Here is a 21,082-nt window from a genome sequence, read left to right as displayed (position 1 = left end):
GAGCCCTCTCCATTTAGTTCTTCTCTGCATACCATAGAGAAGAAGGAAGGAGGGGTTTTTTATGTATGGTTGCTATCCAGCTCAAGGCGGTTATGGCTATGGAGGCGGAGGTTGTGGAGAAAAGTATGGCGGTTCTTCATTCGTGCTAATCGTTGTGCTCTTCATTTTGTTGATCATTGTAGGCAGAAGTTATTTTTGCTGATATGGGCAGAAGCTATTTTTAAGGAGGAGAGACAAAGATGAATGATTCATTCTTTCGAAAAATAGAATCCAAGACGGGCGTTCCGATGGAGGAAGTGTTTGCCTTGGCGAATGCCATTCAATATGCCGATTTCAGTGATGAGCGTCAAGTACGAAAGATTGTTCAAAAAGTGGGCCAGGTAGCGAGAAAAGATGTACCTCAGCATGTCGAAGACGAATTGGTTAACTCCATTATTCAGAGTGGAAGAGGACTAAATCTAAACGACATAAATAATATGCTTGGTGGTAACTAAATAAGAAAATTTTAAAAATAGGTTTTAAAGGTAAGTAGAATGGATATACTATCTATGAAGTTATGAATTCAAAGGAGGTGCACGTCATGGGATATATTTTACCGATCCAACCACTTCAGGCTCAACAGTACGCAGAGCGAATGAATAATGAACGACGTAATTTTGCTTATATTGATAGGGTTAGTCCTGTACGTTTACAAAACGAAGAGTCTAGTTACTGGGAAGATATTTTGGAAGACGAGAATCGGCAGCAGAAAGAGCAAATGGAAGAGCGGAACATGCACCGTGTACCTCGTCCTTTAGTAAAAAAAGGACCGATAGCTCCTAATCCAGCGCAATTATCTCCTCTTATAGCAGAAGTTGTTGGAAAAGGTCTAGCAGTTAATGCATATGTTTAAAAATGTTAAAATAACCCTGTCAGCTCATTAAAAGCTGACAGGGTTATTTTAGTTAGGTACGTGCTATTCATCTAGTAAGCTCTTTTCCATAGCTCGATGGGGAATGTCTGCATCCATAAACTCTGGAGAGGTTACTATATAACCTAGTTTTTCATAGAAAGGAACGGCGTATGATTGAGCATTCAGAAGAAGTTTTTTCATAGAATTCTTTCTAGCATGCTCTTCTAATGTATTCATAATCATATTCCCAATATGCTTGCCACGATGTTCCGGCAAGATGCAAATTCGTTCAATTTTTCCATGGGCGTTGACGAGCCCTCTCATTCGGCCTGCACCAATGGGATTGTTTTCTTCATCGTATACAACAAAATGTGTCGCATCTTGATCATATTCATCTAGTTCTAAGTGTAACGGCACTCCTTGTTCTTCTACAAATACTTTTTTACGAACAAAGAATGCATCCTCATGACCTTTTTCATCTGAAACGATCTTAACTGTCATCACCAAATCAAGACTCCCGATCTAAACGGAAAGTTTCATACACAGTCCATGAACCGTCATCCAATTGATACAATAAGTGAATACGGTCGATAATTTCTGAATGCTCGACACCTACCATTTTTAATTGGTTTATTACATCATCATGTTCACCGGAAGTCAGGTTTTGAGCTATGGTAACATGTGGTACAAATGAGTAATTGGATTCAGCATGATAAAAGTTTGCGTTCAGATCTTTATGCAATTCAAGTAACTCATCGTTCGGTGTAACCTTGAAGTAAATTGTATTCGTAGTGGGAGCGAACGAGCTTACTTTTGTCACATTCAACTCAAAAGGACTGTTCTTGATTGTAATTTCCTTTAGCGCTTTTGCTACTTCTTCAATTTCCTTATCGTTTGCTTCAAATGCATCTTTTAAGGTCATATGAGGCGTGATCAGTGCATAATGCGGATCATATCTCTTACGATACCCATTTGCCAAATCTTGAAGTTTTTTTGAAGGGAACGCAACAATACCGTATTTCATTTAAGATTACCTCCTCATGAATTAATTCAATTGAATCCATCTATTTCAGTATATCAGAAAATAGTCGGACTTGTCTCATTTTACTCTTACAGGCTGTTGATTTGCAGCAGAGCACGACGAATATCAGGTTGCCATGATTTCCAAGTATGATCTCCATCTAACTCTTCATAAAAGTAAGGAAACCCTTTTTCTTTTATCAGTTCATGGAGTTTTCGATTAGGTGTCAAGAAATCCAATATGCCATCAGCAGTTGTTTGCACAGTGGTTTCATGCTGACCGATCACATGGTAGATGGATAATGCTGCAGGATTTTGGATGGTTCGCAACGTATTCAGTACATGTTCATTCACAAATGGGGAATGAAGAACCACTTTACCGAAACAATTTGGATACTTCGAAGCCGTCAGCAATGAAATGGAAGCGGCTAATGAATCTCCAATTAACATACGACTTGAGCCTATTTGGTATGTTGGATAGGTTTCATCAATATAATGGATTAATTCATGGGCCAGAAAACGGATATAAGCTTGGTGGCGGTCTCCCTCAGGGTGATACATGCGTCTGCGTTCTTTGACAGATTTGTAAGGGATCCCCACGATAATAACCGGGTCGATCAATTCTTCTTCCATTAATTCATCTGCCACTCGACCAATCCGACCTAGTTGAAAATAATCTTTTCCATCCGATGCCAGCACTACATTATGCTTGTACAACGGTGAATAACGTGAAGGTAAATAAAGCAATAGTTCCATTTCTTCCTGTAGTTCATTGCTGTAAAAACGTAATTCTTCAATCTTACCTGGGTTCATTTTGTAGGACCTCCAAATATAATGTACACTTAGTGAATATCATACCGATAAGTAATAGTGAAAAGCTAGTGAAAAACTGTTGTGTATGAGGAGAGAGAGGGGAATTATATGGTGGCAGGTAAAAATATTGTTCATTCGGATGTAGTTACAGCAGCTGCGAAAGACGCATTAATTCGTCGCGGAGTTAAAATTGAAGACATTGCAAAGATCGTATATGAAATGCAAGTACCGTACAATAAGGGATTGTCTCTTGATCAATGTGTGGACTCTGTAGAAAATGTCCTGCGCAAACGTGAATTGCAGCATGCTATCCTGGTTGGAGTGGAGTTGGATGAGATTGCAGAGCGAGGTCAGTTATCGGCACCGCTTCAGCAAATTGTCGAGTCGGATGAAGGATTATTTGGTGTGGATGAGACGATCGCATTAGGAGCAGTGTATACGTACGGGTCAATTGCTGTTACGACATTTGGGCATTTGGATAAGAATAAAATTGGAATCATTAATGATCTCGATACTAAAAAAGGCATTGGAATTCATACTTTTTTGGATGATTTAGTAGCTAGTGTGGCAGCTTGTGCTGCATCTAGGATTGCGCATAGAACACGTGATTTGCAAGAGGCAGGACTTACGTTTGAAGATGTACGGAATGGTGATAGTAAGTAAAGTTACAACGCACAAATCTGTGGAAGCAGTATTTGTGCGTTTTACATTTAGATAATCGATATAAGTATTGTGGAGCAGCCTCATAGACTAGGAAGTAGTTATATTCTTCTACTTTAAAAAAATGAGAGAATATCCAATCTCCTACACTTTTTCTTTTTAAATGTGAAAAGTAATTGACAATCTGAAGCGCTTTCATGTTAGAATGTAAATGTCTATGACTATACTAGAAAAAGGGGAGATTGTCACATGAAGAAAAACATGGTTCGCCTTTTGGCGCTAGTTTCCATGCTTGCGCTTCTTGTCCTAGCTGCTTGTGGGAATGACGATGCGGGTGAAGGGGATAAGGATGCAGGAGACGGAAACAAAGACGAAGGTAAGACAGAACAAGAATATAAATTCCTCAGCTTGTTAACTGGCGGAACGCAAGGAACGTACTACCCATTAGGTGGTTCTTTTGCAGAATTTATCGGCGAAGAAACAGGCATTAAAACAACTGCTGAAGTATCTCAAGCATCAGCTGCAAATATGACAGCGCTTAAAGACGGAGATGCACAGATCGCGTTTGTTCAAACAGATATCGCATACTACGCTTCTAAAGGTGAAATGATGTTTGACGGAGAGGTAATTGACGAAGTTTCTGCAGTCGGTAACTTATATCCTGAAACAGTCCAGTTGGTTACATTAAAGAAAAACAATATCAAAACATTTGAAGACCTAAAAGGTAAAAGTGTTTCAGTAGGTGCACCAGGTTCTGGTACGTATGCAAATGCGGAGCAATTACTTGAAATTCACGGTCTAACAATGGATGATATCAAGCCTCAAAACTTAGATTTCGGTGAGTCACAAGAGAGTCTTCAAGCAGGGCAGATTGACGCTGCATTCATTACTGCAGGTACTCCAACAGGTGCTGTTGAAGGTTTGAATGCTGTTGCTGAAGTATTTATCGTTCCAGTAGAAGATGCAAAAGCAGACGAACTAATTGCAAAATATCCATATTATGCAAAAGAAGTGATTCCAGCTGGAACATACGGCTCTGAAACAGAAACACCTGCAGTATCAGTAGGCGCAATGCTTGTTATGCAAAATGACATTTCTGAAGAACTTGGCTACCAAATTACGAAAGCAATCTATGAAAACGCTTCAAAAATTCAACATGCTAAAGGCGCTCTAATTAAAGCAGAAAACGGATTAGATGGTATTGGAATTCCAGTACACCCAGGCGCACAAAAGTATTTTGATGAAGTAAATAAGTAATTTGAAATGAAAGAGAGGGACGGTGAAGCGTGTAGCTTTGTCCGTCCCATTCTTAATTGTTCATAATAGGAAGGGATAAGCGGATGAAATTTCGAAGAGTAGTTCTTCTGCTGACGTTTCTGATAGTTAATCTCGTTTTTGTACTAGTATTTTATCCATATAAAGAAGTAATTGTACTTGAGGAAGTACGGAGCGAACAACCGATATCATATTATCTGCCATTACATAGTGATCGCCATTTTCAAGTAAATTATATTCATTCCATTCACCTGTCTAATGTGAAGGAGCAATATAAAATTACCGAAAACGAGAAGCTCCGGTTCGAATTTATGCAGTATGAAGACGTAGCCATCGGATTGCCGGGTTACGCGGAAGAAGGCGAAACTTTGAAGGTAGAAGATGGTGTTTATACGCTTACATTCGAAAATCGCGTGATTGATTCCTTTGTTCTCTATATAGGTAGAGTAAATGCAGATTTATCTCTTCAATATGAACATAAGAGTTATCATATGAAAGATTTTCTTCAGCGAGGTCATTCTTATGACTTTCGTGTAACAAAGATGTCGAATTTTGATTTAATGAGAGGAGTTAGAATTAATGGCGAAACACAAGGATAAGGAAGAAGAGATTCAAAGGCTTTCTGATGAACAAATGGATACGCTTTCTGAACAAGAACAGCTCGAAATTCTTCAAAAGTATGACCCAGAATCCAATACACGTAACTTGACAGGTCTTTTAAGTAAGGTCGTATTTTTTGGCTTATTGGCCTTTTCTATTTTTCAACTTTATACAGCAATTGGTAAACCGTTCACTGCGCAAATCCAACGTTCCATTCACTTAGGTTTTGCGTTGTCACTGATCTTTTTATTGTTCCCTGCTAGAAAGAAAATTGGCGTTCGTCGTGATAAAGTACCTTTTTATGATATTATTCTTTCTTTATTAGCTATTGTAGTCGGATTATACTGGCCGCTATTTATGGATGAACTAGTATTTCGTGTCGGACGGGTCTCTGACATCGACTTACTTGTCGGAACATTAGCTGTGTTGTTAACTTTAGAAGCTGCAAGACGAGCAGTCGGCCTACCAATTACCATTATCTCGGTTGCATTTTTGATTTATGCATTTTTCGGACCTTATTTCCCTGGATTTTTGGCTCACAGGGGTCAAAGTGTAGAGAACCTTATCCAGTTGATGTTCTTTACAACAGACGGAATTCTCGGGACACCGATTAGTGTATCTGCGACCTTCATCTTCGTATTCCTACTATTTGGGGCATTCTTAGTGAAAACGGGTGTTGGAAACTACTTCAATGACTTAGCCGTTGTATTGGCTGGACGTTTGACAGGTGGTCCTGCGAAAGTGGCGATCTTTTCAAGTGCGCTACAAGGTACAATTTCAGGAAGTTCAGTAGCAAACGTTGTGGGATCAGGTTCGTATACAATTCCAATGATGAAAAAACTAGGCTATCGGAAAGAATTTGCAGGTGGAGTAGAGGCAGCGGCTTCTACAGGTGGTCAAATTATGCCACCAATCATGGGAGCGGCAGCGTTTCTAATGGTTGAATTTATTGGAGGTGTAACGTACTGGGAAATTGCAAAAGCTGCTACGATTCCAGCGTTACTCTATTTCACAGGAATTTGGATTATGACTCATTTTGAGGCGAAGCGTGTGGGTTTGCAAGGTATGGACGCATCGCAAATACCAAATCGTAAAGAAACCTTGAAGAAGATTTACTTACTCCTTCCGATTCTCGGAATTATCGTGTTCTTGTTAATTGGTATTCCAACAATGAAAGCAGCATTGTTAGGTATCGTGTTAACGATTGTTGTTAGTGCGATAAGTAAAGATACAAGAATTGGGATTCGTGATATGATTCAAGCACTTGTAGACGGTGCGCGCACTGCGTTGGCTGTTGCGGCAGCGACTGCGTGTGCGGGGATTATCGTAGGGGTGGTTGTAAAAACAGGGCTAGGATTAAGTTTGGCAACAGGCTTGATTTCAGCTGCTGGCGGTAATATATTCCTTACACTATTCTTTACGATGTTAGCGGCTATTATTCTAGGTATGGGATCGCCAACTACAGCGAACTATGTTATTACATCGACAATCGCAGCACCTGCAATTATTACATTGCTAATGCTAGATGCGCCTCCAGGGGCGGCAGTGCCGATTGTTGTAGCAGTTTCTGCACATTTATTTGTATTCTATTTTGGAATTATTGCGGATATCACACCGCCAGTTGCACTCGCTGCTTTTGCTGCGTCTGGAATTTCTGGTGGAGATCCGATCAAGACAGGAGTTACTTCCGCAAAATTAGCAATCGCCGCCTTCATCATACCGTATATGTTTGTGTTCAACCCAGCAATGTTGATGTTGGATTCTAATCTTCTGGAAATCATTTGGGTAACGTTTACAGCAATTGTGGGTATGGTTGCAATTGGAGCTGGTATGATCGGTTATTGGTACCAGAAGTTGAACTGGTTCATGCGTATTATTACAGTATGTACAGGTTTGTTGTTAATCTATCCAGAAACACTCACGGATATTGTAGGTTTAGTGCTGTTTGCAATCTTGCTGGTGCTCCAAATTTTATCCAAAAAGAAAAATGATCCACCGCAACTTGCTACCGATTAATTGTTAGAAACTTGTCTGCTCATCTGTAAATGAGTAGGCAAGTTTTTTTACATAGTTAAAAAATGCGGGAATTTTTAAAAAAATAAAAGACGAAAGCAAGTGTTTACCATGTCGGGAGTAAAGTACCGGAGTCATAACAATTTATAATTCCTTTTAAATCCAATAATCACGGTATGCTAGATAAATAGCTAGAAGATAAATCATATAGAAAATAAAAAGTCAACATCCCAAAAGTCTATAAATAAAAGAAGCGATTTTGGACTAATTACGCAGTTTTGCCAAGGACAGTTCTGTCTATACTACATATAAGCAAATCAATCATAAATGACGCTTCACACATAGCCTGTCACAAAAACAATAAAACAAAAAGGAGTGGAAGTAGTATGCAAACACAAGATATATGGTGGGAGAACGTATTTGAAGGACACTTAGCACATGGTTTCAATAAAGAACGTATGGAAGAACTGGATCATGAAGGATTTCTTTATTTTGAAAATCAGCAAGCCGAGGAACTTGTAAACCAAACACATTAAGTGAAAGGAGAATCTCAACTGGCTTATTCAAAAACTGTACATAAAAATCGGTAGTTTTTCTTCAGAGAGGAAAAATTATCGATTTTTTAATTTCCTATTTACAATTAATCGAGAAGATGCTATTATAATACTTGTGCTTAGACGAGGTAACTTACTTACTAAAACTAATGCATATCCTAGTTCTATTCGATTCCGTAGCTCAGCTGGGAGAGCGCCACCTTGACAGGGTGGAGGTCGCTGGTTCGAGCCCAGTCGGAATCATAGGTGCCAAACCTAAGTTAGAGACCGTCGGAACACGGTTTTTGACAACGAGAGATCCTATTCAGCCGGATGCTGAGGGGTCTCTTTTTTTGTATATTGAGGTTACAAATCATTGTAAATTGATTTAACCCTACGTTCTATACTATTTCTGTGAGTAAGGAACAATTGAAAAGTACAAGTTCAGTGACTGTGGTGTATAATTTACGTACTAGTGCCGATTTAGGCGAGTAGGGGGTAAATTTTGATGAAAAGAAAACAAGAAACATTTAGTACTACAGAATATGCAGTTCAAGAACAGATAGAATTACTGCCATTTTTATTGAAAGTCATGTCAAAGAGCAGTCGAAATTCAGTTAAATCAATACTTACACGTGGACAAGTTATGGTAGATGGACAAATGATGAAGCAATATAATTATTCATTACAACCTGGTCAGAAGGTTGAAATACAAAGTAACCAAGTAGCATTAAACATCTCGAAATTAGTTGGTGTTACCATCTTGCATGAAGATGAAGATATTATTGTTATAAATAAAGAGGCGGGCATCCTTTCTGTTGCTTCTAAACGAGAAAAAGAGATGACTGCCTATCGACAAGTTACGGACTATGTGAAAAGAAGTCATGCGGAAAATAGAATCTTTGTCGTGCATAGATTGGATAAAGACACATCAGGAGTCATGATGTTTGCTAAAAATGAAGAAACACAACAAGCGCTGCAAAATACATGGAGTGAATCAGTAAAGGAGCGCATGTACACTGCACTTGTACAAGGAAAAGTGAAAAGTGCTTCCGGTACGATCGCTTCCTGGTTAACTGAAAACAGTGCATTCAAAGTATATTCAAGTCCAATTGATAATGGCGGCCAGCACGCCATTACACATTATAAAAGAATTCAGTCGAATAAAGAGTGTTCATTGTTAGAGGTTCGCCTTGAAACAGGTCGAAAAAATCAAATTCGTGTGCATATGGAAGAATTAGGTCACCCCGTGGTAGGGGATAAAAAATACGGTTCAACAATTAATCCACTGCGGAGATTAGGACTTCATGCCACAGCCTTGTCCTTCCTGCATCCGCGAAATGGCAAATTGGTACGTTTTGAAGCAGAAGTACCAAAGATGTTTTTCACACGGTCCAAATAATAGAAGGAAAATGACTTTTTAAGTGATTGGAATTGATATAGAAGAAGTGTCGCTAGTTTGAGTCTAGTCGAATTTATTGGAATCAAATTTATGGGAACAATCGTCGGAATTACGTATAAACTTTATGATCATCTGTAGCTTTTGAACACACCTCAGCTTACTGCATAGCTGTAACGTGTTCTTTTTTTTATTCATTATACACGGACAATCAAACTAATGTTTGAATGATTAGATTGACAAAATAAAAGGAATTGAATATACTGAAAATAATCAATCAAATGGACGGTTGAATGATTAGGGTAATTCGACATGCTGTATTTTAGAAAGGACTGGTTGAATGGCTTCGGAGAAAAATGTGTATCGATTGCAAGGACTCTCCTGCACGAGTTGTGCTGCAAAATTCGAGAAGAATATCCGACAAATTGAAACAGTGGAAGATGTTCAATTAAATTTTGGCGCCTCCAAACTAACGGTGGCGGGTGATGCTTCGATCTTGCAGTTAGAAGAAGCAGGTTCCTTTGACGGAATAAAAGTATTTCCAGAGAAACAAAGACTACCTAAACAGCATATACCATTTTGGAAAAAACGTGAAAATCAGACGACGATCGCTTCGTTGCTCTTATTATTAGCGGGTAATGGAGTTTCTACTCTCAATGGAGAGGATAATTGGCTTTCGATTGCTTTTTTCGCTTTGGCTATTTTAATTGGTGGCTATAGTTTATTGAAGGAAGGTTTGCGAAACCTTTCTAAACTTGAATTTGACATGTCGACTTTAATGACGATAGCTGTGATAGGAGCTGCATTAATCGGAGATTGGGGAGAAGGAGCAGTTGTAGTGTTCCTGTTTTCTGTCAGTGAAGCATTGGAAAGCTATTCGATTGATAAAGCGCGAAATTCGATTAGCTCGCTCATTGAGATCGCACCTTCTACTGCAATGGTCTTGCGTAATGGCAAAGAGTTTGAAGTGGAAGTAGAAGAGCTTCAAATTAATGACATCATATTAATCAAACCAGGTCAAAAGATTGCGATGGATGGTGAGGTCATTCAAGGAGATTCTTCTGTCAACCAGGCGGCCATCACAGGTGAATCTGTACCTGTTCATAAAACGCTAGGAGATGAAGTGTTTGCGGGTACGTTGAATGAAGAAGGTTCTATGCAGGTTCGTGTCGCAAAGCTTGCTGAAGATACAACGATCGCAAAAATTATTCATTTAGTGGAAGAAGCACAAGCAGAGAAAGCGCCTACACAGCAATTTGTCGATCGGTTTGCGAAGTATTATACACCTGCAATTCTTGTGATCTCTTTGTTGATTATGCTCATACCACCACTTTTGATGGGTGGAGTGTGGAGTGATTGGTTTTATAAAGGACTTGTCGTACTTGTCGTTGGTTGTCCATGTGCACTAGTAATTTCTACTCCGATTGCCATCGTGACGGCAATTGGGAACGCTGCAAGAAATGGCGTGCTAATTAAAGGTGGAATTCATTTAGAAGAGACTGGCCAAATCAAAGTAGTTGCTTTTGATAAAACGGGGACGTTAACAGAAGGGCGTCCAGAAGTAACGGAGGTAGTTTCAATATCTGGATTAACTGAAACTGAACTGCTTCAACAAGCTGCTTCTATTGAAAAGTTCTCTCAACATCCTCTTGCCTCATCCATTATGAGAGCAGCTGAAAAGTTGCCGAATGGACTGTTAGAAGTGGAAAACTTTCAATCTATCACGGGTAAAGGTGCAAAGGCTATTTTAGATGGACGCTTGGTGCATGTTGGAAGTCCGAATTTATTTAGAGAACTGCATCACCTAGAAGAGTCTTTGGAACATCAGATTCTTGAGCTACAGCAGCAAGGAAAAACCGTCATGCTCGTCTGGTCCGAGGAGGGTCTAGATGGTATGATTGCCGTAGCCGACCAAGTACGAAAAAGTAGTATGACAGTCATTCAAAAGCTCCATCAATTGGGTATTAAAAAGACGGTCATGCTGACTGGGGATAATCAATCTACAGCTGCAGCGATCGGTCAACAATTAGGTTTATCAGAAGTGAAGGCTGAGTTGTTACCGCATGAAAAAGTAGAAATGATTAAATCGCTCGGTCAATATGGGAAAGTGGCTATGATTGGTGATGGGGTGAATGATGCACCTGCATTAGCGACAGCGAATGTCGGAATTGCTATGGGTGGTGCTGGAACAGACACCGCACTCGAGACAGCGGATATTGCGTTGATGGCTGATGACTTGGAGAAACTACCCTATACGATCAAACTTAGTAAACGTACGAAGCAAATCATTTTGCAAAATATCTCTATCGCTTTGGGCTTGAAGGTCATTGCGTTGCTGTTAATTATTCCAGGCTGGTTGACATTGTGGATGGCTATTATGGCGGATATGGGTGCCACGGTGATTGTAGTATTGAACTCATTACGATTGATGAGAAGTTGACTATAAAAGAGAACTCCGAATGGGAATCGTTCGGAGTTTTTTCGTGTGGAGAAAATGGTAGAATAGAAGAGCGTACGAAAATGAGGAGTGTGAATGATGTGGCCATTACAAGAAATGAACTAGAGATCATCATGAACAAACAGAAAACGTATTATACGTCGGGTGTAACACGCAGTATTTCTTTTCGCAAGATGATGTTGCAAATATTATATGACGCGATTCAAAAACACGAAAAAGAAATTACAGAAGCTTTGCACAAGGACTTACGAAAACATCCATTTGAATCCTATGTAACGGAAGTAGGATTTGTCTTATCAACTATTACGCACACAATGAATCAATTAGAAGAATGGATGACGCCTGAAAAAGTGAAAACACCTCTCCATTTGCAGCCAGCTGCTAGTTTTATTGTAAAAGAGCCATATGGCAGTGTGTTAGTCATTGCGCCGTTTAATTATCCATTCCAGCTATTACTTGATCCTTTGGTAGGTTCGATAGCGGCTGGGAATTGCACCGTTTTGAAACCGTCTGAAGATGCTCCCCATACAGCGAATATCATTGAAAGAATAATTTTTAGCATATTTCCACCAGACTATGTTTATGTCGTGCAAGGTAGAAAGGAAGAAACCCAATTGCTCTTGCATGCACCGTTTGACTATGTATTTTTCACAGGGAGTGCCACTGTAGGCAAGGTTGTGATGAAAGCTTGTGCAGAACGATTGACGCCACTGACGTTGGAACTAGGTGGAAAAAGTCCTGCTGTTGTGGACCCGACAGCTGATCTACGAAAAGCAGCTGAACGGATCGTGTGGGGGAAATTTTTAAACAATGGACAAACGTGTGTGGCTCCTGACTATGTTGTGGCTCATAATTCAATATATCAACAATTGCTTGAGGAGTGTAAACGTGCCCTTGCGCGGTTTTATGGGAAAAACCCCCAGAAGAGTGCTGATTACGGACGGATCATCAATGAACGTCATTTTCAGCGATTGGCCAACATTTTGGAACAGGACCAGTCCTATATCGTAGAGGGCGGCCACTTGGATCCAGTTGATTTATATATTGCGCCTACTATTTTGGCTCTGCACAACTGGGATAGTGCAAGCATGAAGGAAGAAATCTTTGGACCAATTCTACCCATACTTGAATATGAAAACCTTGGAACATCGATTCAGCAAATTTGCACAATGCCAAAACCGCTCGCTGCCTATTTCTTTACGGAAAATGAAAAAGCAGCTAATTATTTCATTGAAGCGTTACCGTTCGGTGGTGGCTGTATTAATGACACGATCTCACATGTAGGTAACATCTACCTACCTTTTGGAGGTGTTGGGCCTTCCGGGATGAATCAGTATCATGGGAAGGCCAGTTTTGATACATTTTCCCACTCTAAATCCATGATGAAAAAGAATACGTCTGTAACGATGCCAATGGGATTTCCTCCATACAAAGGAAAGCTGCCGTTAGTTAAGAGATTCATTCGATAATGGTAAAGTAATATACACTTTAGTCCAGGCGCTCGGAAGGCTCTCTACTTCCAGAGTGCCTTTGTGATCTATGATGATTTTTTTAGAGATAATCATACCGAGACCCGTACCATTTTTTTTCGTAGAAAAGAAAGGCTGATATAAAGATGCCAATGTGTTCTCATCCATGCCGGTACCATTGTCTTCAATACAAATACAAATTGAATTAGCTGAGAAATTTAAGGTGATATCTATTTGTCCAACTTGCCCAATTGCATCACAGCTGTTTGCTAAAATATTATGGAATACTTGCTTTAAAGATTCTTTGTTCCCTAGGAGTGAAGCGTCTTGATCGATGGCATGAAAATGACAAATGATCGAACGATTTTCAAATTCCTCATGTTGTTCATTTATAACTTCTTGAATTACTTCTATAATAGAAACCAGAGCTTGATGATGGAGTGTTGGTTCAGATAAAACTAAGAAATCTGTTACAATTTGATTGATTCTTGTAATCTCACTTTCCATGACTCTTGTGAAAGGGGAATAAGGATTGGCCGAATCATGATTCATCATTTGGATAAAACCTGTTATAGCTGTCATAGGGTTACGGACTTCATGCGCTACCACTGCCGCAATATTACTAATCGTTTGCAGACGTTCTATCTCTAAAGCATATTCTTCGGCTTGCAAACGTAAGGTGATGTCTCTTGTAATATTAGATATGGCAACCACTTCATTTTGCTCGTTGAAAATAGGAGCCATAGTGATTTCTGCATGAAAAAGGGTTCCATCTTTTCTTTTTTCCATGACTTGAACACAAGTAAGACTCTGTCCACTTTTTAGTAACTCGCAACGCGCTTGAACTTTTTCTACCTCAGTATCTGGAAAAAATCGAATAACTTTCCCCACACATTCGTCAAGCTTCCAGCCATATAGTTTTTCAAATGCGGGATTGCCTGTAATGATCCTGTCTTCTAGATCAAATACAGCGATGGAATCTTGTGATTGCGTAAAAAAAAGATCATGATAATTATAGTAACGGGTATTATCGCTCTGTTGGATAAACACTATTATTCACTTCCCATAAAGCAACTCGCCAAGTGATCATCTAAGGTGGATATGACACGAAAATACGAGTATGATGATAGGTATCGGCTACATATATTTTACTTCATTTTTGAAATATGCAAAATGTTTTTTTGGTAATATTCATTTATTTGTGACTTTTATTATAGTTAGGCAAACTTTTATTGGAGGAAATTATATGAATGTGAAAGAACTTTTATCCGTGTTACCGATTAAAACTTTAAAAGGGACAATTCCTGAAAAGGTAACGGATGTAGCGGTAGATTCGAGAGCAGTCCAGGACGGGGGGGCTTTTGTCTGTCTAAAAGGATATACAGTAAACGGGCATCAGTTTGTCAATAGTGCGTTAATGAATGGAGCACGCTTAATCATTGCATCTGATCCAGTAGTGGTGGATTTAGATCGGGCTGCGGTTGTTTATGTAGAAGATACGGCGAAAGCCATTCAACTACTGGCTTCAAAATTTTACGGCTATCCTTCCAAACGTATGACGATGATTGGAGTGACAGGCACCAATGGGAAAACGAGTGTCAGTAATATCATCCATGATCTGTTGCGGCAAGCTGGTGAACGGGCAGCGGTATCTGGTACGATTGGTTTTAAACTAAATGATACATTGTATGAAACGGAGAACACGACAGCGGACGTGTTGACGACACAACAAATGATTGCCCAAGCAGCGAATGAAGGGTGTCAAACGATGACAATGGAAGTATCTTCTCATGGTTTAGTAGAGGGGAGATTAGCTGGAACGGAATTCGATATCGCTATATTTACCAATTTAACGCATGATCATTTGGACTACCACAAAACGATGGAAAACTATAGTGCCGCGAAAGGTTTGTTGTTTGCCCAACTAGGTCAACAATTGGATCAAAAGAAGTTTGCCATACTAAATGCAGATGATCCATGGAGCAGTAAAATGGCTGAGATGACTGGGTTCCCTATTTTAACATACGGGATACATGAACATGCGGCATTTCAGGCAACTTCTATTCAGATGTTCCCGAATCGCACGGAATTCCGGTTACAAGCGCCCGATGGTACATACCCCGTAACGATGCCTTTAATTGGTGAATTCAATGTATACAATGCGTTGGCTGCTATTGCTGCGCTCTATGCTAAAGGAATGGCGACAGAACAAATTCTACCGCTCCTTGCTAATGTATCAACAGTAAAAGGTCGTTTGGAGAAAGTGGAAACCACTTTGCCGTTGACCATATTCATTGATTATGCACATTCTCCTGATGCAATTGAAAAAGCAATTGCTACCATACAACCTTTGAAAAAAGAAGGGAATCGCTTGCTTTTCTTAATTGGAACAGGTGGAAACCGTGATCGCTTGAAACGGCCAATTATGGGAGAAAAAGCTGCAGCGGCGGATTATGTCGTATTCACAACAGATGATCCACGAGATGAACCTTATGAATCGATTCTTTCGGAACTAAGCGCTAGTATGCCGCATGACCAATATGCATGTATTGGAGATAGAGAAGAGGCGGTTAGACATACAATTTCCATGGCGAATGAAGGAGATCTCATCATTTTTGCTGGAAAAGGACATGAGGATTATCAGATCATCGGTCATACAAAATATCCACATTCAGATGCTGAAATTGCGCTGGATGAAGCAAGTAAAAAATTCGGTGGAACTTCGGTCAATTTCTAAAAAATCGAGCTGTCCACATTTGTGAGAGCTCGTCTTCAGCAGTGTGAATGTCTGAACTTGAGAGCGCATAATTTTTGGGGCAATTCAATGAAAAAACATTGAAAAGCATCTCCATACTCTCTATGATAGAAAACGTAAACAAAAGGAGAGTACCATGATGGAAAAGAAGATTCAGGACGACATTAATTCTCGGCGCACGTTTGCGATTATATCGCATCCTGATGCCGGTAAAACTACTATAACTGAAAAACTGCTGTACTTTGGCGGTGCCATTCGAGATGCGGGAACGGTAAAAGGGAAGAAAACAGGAAAATATGCGACTTCCGATTGGATGGAAATCGAGAAGCAACGTGGAATTTCCGTTACCTCTTCCGTTTTGCAATTCGACTATGCAGGGAAACGTGTTAATATTCTAGATACACCTGGACATGAAGATTTCAGTGAGGACACGTACCGCACGCTGATGGCAGTGGATGCGGCAGTCATGATGGTAGACTCTGCAAAAGGGATCGAACCGCAGACCATCAAGTTATTTAAGGTATGCCGCATGCGTGGTATTCCTATTTTTACATTTATCAATAAAATGGACCGACAAGGGAAAGAACCATTGGAGCTCATGGAAGAGTTGGAAGAAGTACTAGGGATTCAGTCATATGCGATGAATTGGCCCATTGGTATGGGAAAAGAATTTCTTGGAATTTACGACCGATATAATAATCGAATAGAGTTGGCTCGTCCGGAAGGGGAGCAACGTTATCTCCCTGTCAATGAAGAAGGAGAGCTAGCAGTTGAACATTCCATGACAGCTACCTCGTATTATAAACAAGCCCTCGAAGATGTCATGCTACTCAATGAGGCAGGTAATTCATTCGATGAAGAGCGGGTAGCAAAAGGGGAACTGACTCCTGTATTCTTCGGTAGTGCGTTGACAAATTTCGGTGTTCAAACCTTCCTGGAAACATTTCTACAATTCGCTCCGCCTCCTCAAGCGAGAAAGACGAGAGAAGGAGAAGATGTCGAACCTGAATCTGAGGTGTTTTCAGGTTTCATTTTCAAAATCCAAGCGAATATGAATCCTGCGCACCGTGATCGTATTGCGTTTGTGCGAATTGTCTCTGGAAAGTTTGAACGTGGTATGTCGGTGAATGTACCTAGATTATCGAAAAACTTTAAACTATCGCAAACGACTCAATTCTTAGCGGATGACCGTGAAACAGTGAATGAGGCAGTGGCGGGAGACATCATTGGCTTATATGATACCGGAAATTACCAAATTGGTGACACAGTGATTGGAGGAAAAGGTAGTTTTCAGTTCGAAGCCTTACCACAATTTACTCCTGAGTTATTTGTTAGAGTTGCCGCTAAAAATGTCATGAAATCCAAGCAGTTCCACAAAGGGATATTACAGCTTGTTCAAGAAGGTGCTATTCAGTACTATAAGACATTGCACACGGAAGAAGTGATTCTAGGTGCGGTAGGTCAGCTCCAGTTTGAAGTGTTTGAACATCGGATGAGAGCTGAATATAATGTCGATGTACAGATGGAAACGATGGGGTCTAAAGTGGCGCGTTGGATTGAAAACGAAGAAGATGTCAAGGAATCGATGGCAGGACAGCGAGCGCTACTTGTGAAAGATCGTTTTGATCGGAAAGTCTTCTTGTTCGAGAATGACTTTGCCATGCGTTGGTTCCAAGATAAGTTCCCTGATATTCATCTCTATAATCTTTTGTAAGTGTAAATAGACCCGGTTGGATTAACTGAAATCCAGTCGGGTTGTTTATTAAAGTTTTGTATAGTGACAAAGAATTTTTAATTGTTGTAATTTGCACTTTCTTTATACTTTTCCTATGATGAAAGTAATGCACACTAATGGTATGGTAATAAGATGAAGATTAGCTTTTGACAAATCCAGTTGGCGTGTGGAAGGCACAGAGAGGAATAGATAAATGAAAATTAGCAGTTTTTCTGTAAAAAGACCAGTTTTTACTTTAGTTACTATGTTTTTAGTCATTATTTTAGGGGCTGTTTCATTTTTTAAAATACCGATGACTCTAATTCCTGACTTGAATCCGCCTGTTGCGGTAGTCGTTACGAATTACCCGGGCGCCTCTCCGACAGAAGTGAGCGAGAAAATTACAAAGCCGTTGGAAGAGAGTTTATCCACAGCGCCTGGTTTGAAGTCCATGCAGTCCTCATCACAGGAAGGTGCTAATCTGATTTTCTTGCAGTTTGATTGGGCTTCTACTATTGATGATGTGCAGATGGATATTCTTCAACGAATAGACCAGGTGTCGGTTCCAGATGGAGCAAGTAAGCCGAGATTTATGAAATTCGACCCGTCCCAATTCCCTGTCATTCAATTATCTCTTCGGACAGTGGATAAAGAGGCGGACATTAGAAGCATAGCCGAAGATTTGGAAAAGGAATTACGTCGTATTGAGGGCGTAGCAAGTGTTAATGTGTCCGGTAAAATCGTTGAAGATGTACAAGTGATTCTAGATCCTGAACAATTGAAACTGCATGGTCTCACACAGTCTGATGTTGTTCAACTGATCCAAGCGAGTAATGTTTCCATGCCAGGTGACCCAATTGATACGAATGATGGAAGACAATTAACTACAAGAATTATCAGTTCTCTTTATAGCATTTCGGATATCCGTAACATTCAGCTTTCAGCTAATCCGATCACGGGCAAAAAAATCACGGTAGCAGATGTAGCGGATGTCGCTTTAGTTGAACCGAAAGCACAAACGGTGACGAGAGCGAATGATGAGCAGGCGGTCTTGATGTCAGTGCTTCAGGAATCAGGAGCGAACACCGCTACCGTATCTACAGAATTTAAAAAGTCATTAGACGAATTGTTGGAAAAAGATGCGTACAAAGGAATTGAATCCAATATCCTTTTTGATCAAGGAGACTATGTGCAGCTTGCGATTGGTAATATCGGTCAGTCACTCCTCCTAGGTGGCTTATTCGCGATGCTCGTGTTATTTCTCTTCTTACGTGGAATTAAGAGTCCAATTATTATAGGGGTGGCGATACCTTACTCGGTCATCGTAACGTTCGTATTGATGTACTTTGCGGATTTTTCACTTAATATTATGACGCTCGGTGCATTAGCATTAGGAATTGGGATGCTAGTGGATAATGCGATTGTAGTAATTGAGAATATTGAACGACATTTAGCCATGGGGAAAGAACCAAAGGAAGCTGCTAAAGATGGCTCTAAAGAAGTGGGGGGTGCTATCACAGCATCTACTCTGACAACACTTGCGGTATTCGTCCCAGTTATTTTTATTAGCGGATTAATTGGGCAAATCTTTACCGAGTTTGCACTGACCATTTCTTTTAGTTTATTTGCTTCGTTAGTCGTGGCATTGACTGTCGTTCCGATGCTCGCTAGTCGGATGTTGAAGACACCAAATAAAAATCGTGATGCGCGAAAAAGACGTTCGAAGAAATGGCAAACATTTGAGAAAACGGTTGTTTGGGCACTGGGTCATCGTCTCATCGTGCTGATATTAACGACTGTTTTACTAGGTGCAAGTGGATTCGGATTGTTTAAAGTCGGGACGGAATTCCTGCCAGCAACCGATGAAGGGTTTTTTAGTCTAAATGTAAAACTTCCGAATGGATCCTCTCTCGATTCGACAAACAAAGTAGTGAAACGAATTGAAGAGGAAATAAAAAAGGAAAAAGACGTAGAAGTATATGTGAGCTTAGTAGGTGGTACACAGCAAAGTATGGCACAAGGCGGTTCTGAAACCAATATGGCCGAAATGTATGTAAAGTTGGTACCACTAGATGAACGTGATCGCTCTGTATTTGAATTTGTGGATAAAGTGCAGCCAAAGGTCTTGAAGCAAGTTGGAAAAGATGCGGAAGTTAGTTTCAATATGCAGACTGCCGCAGGCTCTAGTCCGAATACACTGACGTTCTCACTAAATGACACAGATGAAGCACGTTTGGAAAAAGCTGTCGCTAAGATGGATGCGAAATTGCGCGAATTAGAGTCCGTGACAGAGGTTAAGAACGATCTCATTGATACGGTAGAAGAAGTGAAAATTGAAGTGGACCGTGAAAAAGCTTCAGAAATCGGTTTGGCGCCGTATCAAATTGCTCAGACCGTCAGTGATGTTACGCGCGGTGTATTCGCCACTCAAATCGTTTGGAAAACAGGTGAGGTAGTCGGTGTAAATGTCGGCTATGATGAATCATTTAAAGATAGTGTAAATAAATTAAAAGAATTGGAACTAAAAACACCGCTAGACACATTCGTTACATTGAAGGACGTGGCAGATGTCAAGATTGCGGAAGGTCCTGTCGCGATCCAACGAGTGGACCAAGCGCACTCTATTACATTTAATGTGAAATATTTGTCTAGCGAATCACTGGGAGAAATGACAAAACGTGTGAATGATATTGTGGATGATTTAAACTTGCCGTCTGAAGTGGAACTTTCTTACGGAGGGGACCGTGAGTTATTTGAAAGTGCGATTAATGATATGCTGATGGCTATTATTCTTGCCGTCATCTTAGTCTATATCGTCATGGCAGCTCAGTTCGAATCATTTAAATATCCATTTGTCATCATGTTTTCTGTACCATTAATGGTAATTGGTGTGTCGATAGGACTGCTAGCTACTAATACGCCTATTAGTGTAACGGCCGTTATTGGGGTTCTCATATTAGTGGGGATAGTTGTTAATAACGGGATTGTCTTGGTGGATTATATTAATCAAAGAAAAGAAGCAGGACTCAGTTCATATGATGCGATCATTTCATCCGTACGTGATCGGGTACGCCCCATCCTGATGACAGCTTTGACTACCATCCTTGGACTACTACCTCTTGCTCTTGGACTTGGTGAAGGTACTGAAATGAACCAACCGATGGGTATTGCGGTGATTGGTGGATTGATCAGTTCCACATTCCTGACACTGTATATTGTTCCAGTAATCTATAGTTTGTTCGATCGTGAAACAAGACGGAGAGCAACGGGGGTTAAATAAGATGTAGAAAAGACCGGCAAAAGGGGGTTACTCCTTTGTCGGTCTTTTTGGATGTTTGAGAGGAAGTTGAATATTTTAAGGATGTGGGAAGTAAGCTTGTTATAGGGGGATGAATTATTTTGGTGAGTGGTCCTGTTCCTGCTACGGCGCTGGGGATTGCCTTTCGCCAAGAGCCAACTAGTAAAGGGCGCTAGTTGTCTC

The 21,082-nt window shown here is 40.2% G+C and carries 18 protein-coding genes and 1 tRNA gene; 15 read left to right on the top strand and 4 right to left on the bottom strand.

The annotated features are described in order from the left end of the window. Window positions 1-61: 61 nt before the first annotated feature. The 3 genes from GD002_RS08750 to GD002_RS08740 all read left to right on the top strand — a co-directional run bounded on the left by GD002_RS08750 (window position 62) and on the right by GD002_RS08740 (window position 892). Window positions 62-202: a YjcZ family sporulation protein gene (locus GD002_RS08750; RefSeq protein ID WP_153731980.1), complete on the top strand. Its 141-nt coding sequence runs from the start codon at window positions 62-64 to the stop codon at window positions 200-202. A 37-nt stretch (window positions 203-239) separates the two neighbouring features. Next, on the top strand, window positions 240-494 hold the full coding sequence (locus tag GD002_RS08745) for a stage VI sporulation protein F (RefSeq protein WP_153731979.1): 255 nt from the start codon (window positions 240-242) through the stop codon (window positions 492-494). Between the two features lie 86 nt (window positions 495-580). Beyond that, a complete protein-coding gene (locus tag GD002_RS08740; RefSeq protein WP_153731978.1) occupies window positions 581-892 on the top strand; it encodes a hypothetical protein in 312 nt (103 codons plus the stop codon). Window positions 893-955: 63 nt separating this feature from the next. Here GD002_RS08740 and GD002_RS08735 read toward each other — a convergent pair whose 3' ends face one another. The 3 genes from GD002_RS08735 to GD002_RS08725 all read right to left on the bottom strand — a co-directional run bounded on the left by GD002_RS08735 (window position 956) and on the right by GD002_RS08725 (window position 2,725). After that, window positions 956-1,396, bottom strand: coding sequence for a GNAT family N-acetyltransferase (locus GD002_RS08735; RefSeq protein WP_153731977.1), 441 nt, complete (start codon window positions 1,394-1,396; stop codon window positions 956-958). A 4-nt stretch (window positions 1,397-1,400) separates the two neighbouring features. Beyond that, a complete protein-coding gene (locus tag GD002_RS08730; protein ID WP_153731976.1) occupies window positions 1,401-1,916 on the bottom strand; it encodes a YjcG family protein in 516 nt (171 codons plus the stop codon). Between the two features lie 86 nt (window positions 1,917-2,002). Then, on the bottom strand, window positions 2,003-2,725 hold the full coding sequence (locus GD002_RS08725) for an esterase family protein (RefSeq protein ID WP_153731975.1): 723 nt from the start codon (window positions 2,723-2,725) through the stop codon (window positions 2,003-2,005). Window positions 2,726-2,833: 108 nt separating this feature from the next. On the opposite strand from GD002_RS08725, the gene GD002_RS08720 reads away from it, so the two are divergent. From GD002_RS08720 to GD002_RS08685, 9 genes are all read left to right on the top strand, one after another. Then, on the top strand, window positions 2,834-3,388 hold the full coding sequence (locus GD002_RS08720) for a phosphatidylglycerophosphatase A family protein (protein ID WP_194841530.1): 555 nt from the start codon (window positions 2,834-2,836) through the stop codon (window positions 3,386-3,388). Window positions 3,389-3,634: 246 nt separating this feature from the next. Then, entirely contained in the window at window positions 3,635-4,642 is a 1,008-nt protein-coding gene (locus GD002_RS08715) for a TAXI family TRAP transporter solute-binding subunit (RefSeq protein ID WP_153731974.1), read from the top strand. 83 nt (window positions 4,643-4,725) lie between these two features. Continuing rightward, entirely contained in the window at window positions 4,726-5,259 is a 534-nt protein-coding gene (locus GD002_RS08710; RefSeq protein WP_153731973.1) for a DUF1850 domain-containing protein, read from the top strand. After that, the gene (locus tag GD002_RS08705) at window positions 5,240-7,276 is read left to right on the top strand and encodes a TRAP transporter permease (RefSeq protein ID WP_153731972.1); all 2,037 of its coding nucleotides are present in this window, start codon (window positions 5,240-5,242) and stop codon (window positions 7,274-7,276) included. The genes GD002_RS08710 and GD002_RS08705 overlap by 20 nt, the downstream gene beginning before the upstream one ends. A 383-nt stretch (window positions 7,277-7,659) precedes the next feature. Continuing rightward, window positions 7,660-7,809: a hypothetical protein gene (locus GD002_RS17765; RefSeq protein WP_194841529.1), complete on the top strand. Its 150-nt coding sequence runs from the start codon at window positions 7,660-7,662 to the stop codon at window positions 7,807-7,809. A 188-nt stretch (window positions 7,810-7,997) separates the two neighbouring features. Then, window positions 7,998-8,070 (top strand) — tRNA-Val (locus GD002_RS08700). 244 nt (window positions 8,071-8,314) lie between these two features. Continuing rightward, window positions 8,315-9,208, top strand: a complete 894-nt coding sequence (locus GD002_RS08695) for an RluA family pseudouridine synthase (protein ID WP_153731971.1) — start codon at window positions 8,315-8,317, stop codon at window positions 9,206-9,208. A gap of 337 nt (window positions 9,209-9,545) precedes the next feature. Continuing rightward, window positions 9,546-11,645, top strand: a complete 2,100-nt coding sequence (locus GD002_RS08690; RefSeq protein WP_153731970.1) for a heavy metal translocating P-type ATPase — start codon at window positions 9,546-9,548, stop codon at window positions 11,643-11,645. A 98-nt stretch (window positions 11,646-11,743) separates the two neighbouring features. Next, window positions 11,744-13,132 carry an aldehyde dehydrogenase gene (locus tag GD002_RS08685; RefSeq protein ID WP_408020087.1) on the top strand — a complete coding sequence of 463 codons (1,389 nt, stop codon included), beginning with the start codon at window positions 11,744-11,746 and terminating at the stop codon, window positions 13,130-13,132. Here the strand turns inward: GD002_RS08685 and GD002_RS08680 are convergent. After that, window positions 13,109-14,182: a two-component system sensor histidine kinase NtrB gene (locus tag GD002_RS08680; RefSeq protein WP_153731969.1), complete on the bottom strand. Its 1,074-nt coding sequence runs from the start codon at window positions 14,180-14,182 to the stop codon at window positions 13,109-13,111. The genes GD002_RS08685 and GD002_RS08680 overlap by 24 nt on opposite strands. Window positions 14,183-14,378: 196 nt before the next feature. Between GD002_RS08680 and GD002_RS08675 the strand changes: the two genes are divergently transcribed. The 3 genes from GD002_RS08675 (at window position 14,379) to GD002_RS08665 (ending at window position 20,881) form a co-directional block, all read left to right on the top strand. Beyond that, window positions 14,379-15,869 carry a UDP-N-acetylmuramoyl-L-alanyl-D-glutamate--2,6-diaminopimelate ligase gene (locus GD002_RS08675; RefSeq protein ID WP_153731968.1) on the top strand — a complete coding sequence of 497 codons (1,491 nt, stop codon included), beginning with the start codon at window positions 14,379-14,381 and terminating at the stop codon, window positions 15,867-15,869. 157 nt (window positions 15,870-16,026) lie between these two features. Further along, window positions 16,027-17,601: a peptide chain release factor 3 gene (locus tag GD002_RS08670; RefSeq protein ID WP_153731967.1), complete on the top strand. Its 1,575-nt coding sequence runs from the start codon at window positions 16,027-16,029 to the stop codon at window positions 17,599-17,601. A gap of 214 nt (window positions 17,602-17,815) precedes the next feature. Continuing rightward, entirely contained in the window at window positions 17,816-20,881 is a 3,066-nt protein-coding gene (locus tag GD002_RS08665; RefSeq protein ID WP_153731966.1) for an efflux RND transporter permease subunit, read from the top strand. The last annotated feature ends 201 nt before the right edge of the window (window positions 20,882-21,082 follow it).

Source organism: Sporosarcina obsidiansis (genome assembly GCF_009651005.1).
In the GTDB taxonomy this organism is placed as follows: Bacteria; Bacillota; Bacilli; order Bacillales_A; family Planococcaceae; genus Sporosarcina; species Sporosarcina obsidiansis.
The sequence above is the reverse complement of the archived record's forward strand: the minus strand, read 5'-3'. Positions and strand labels throughout refer to the sequence as shown.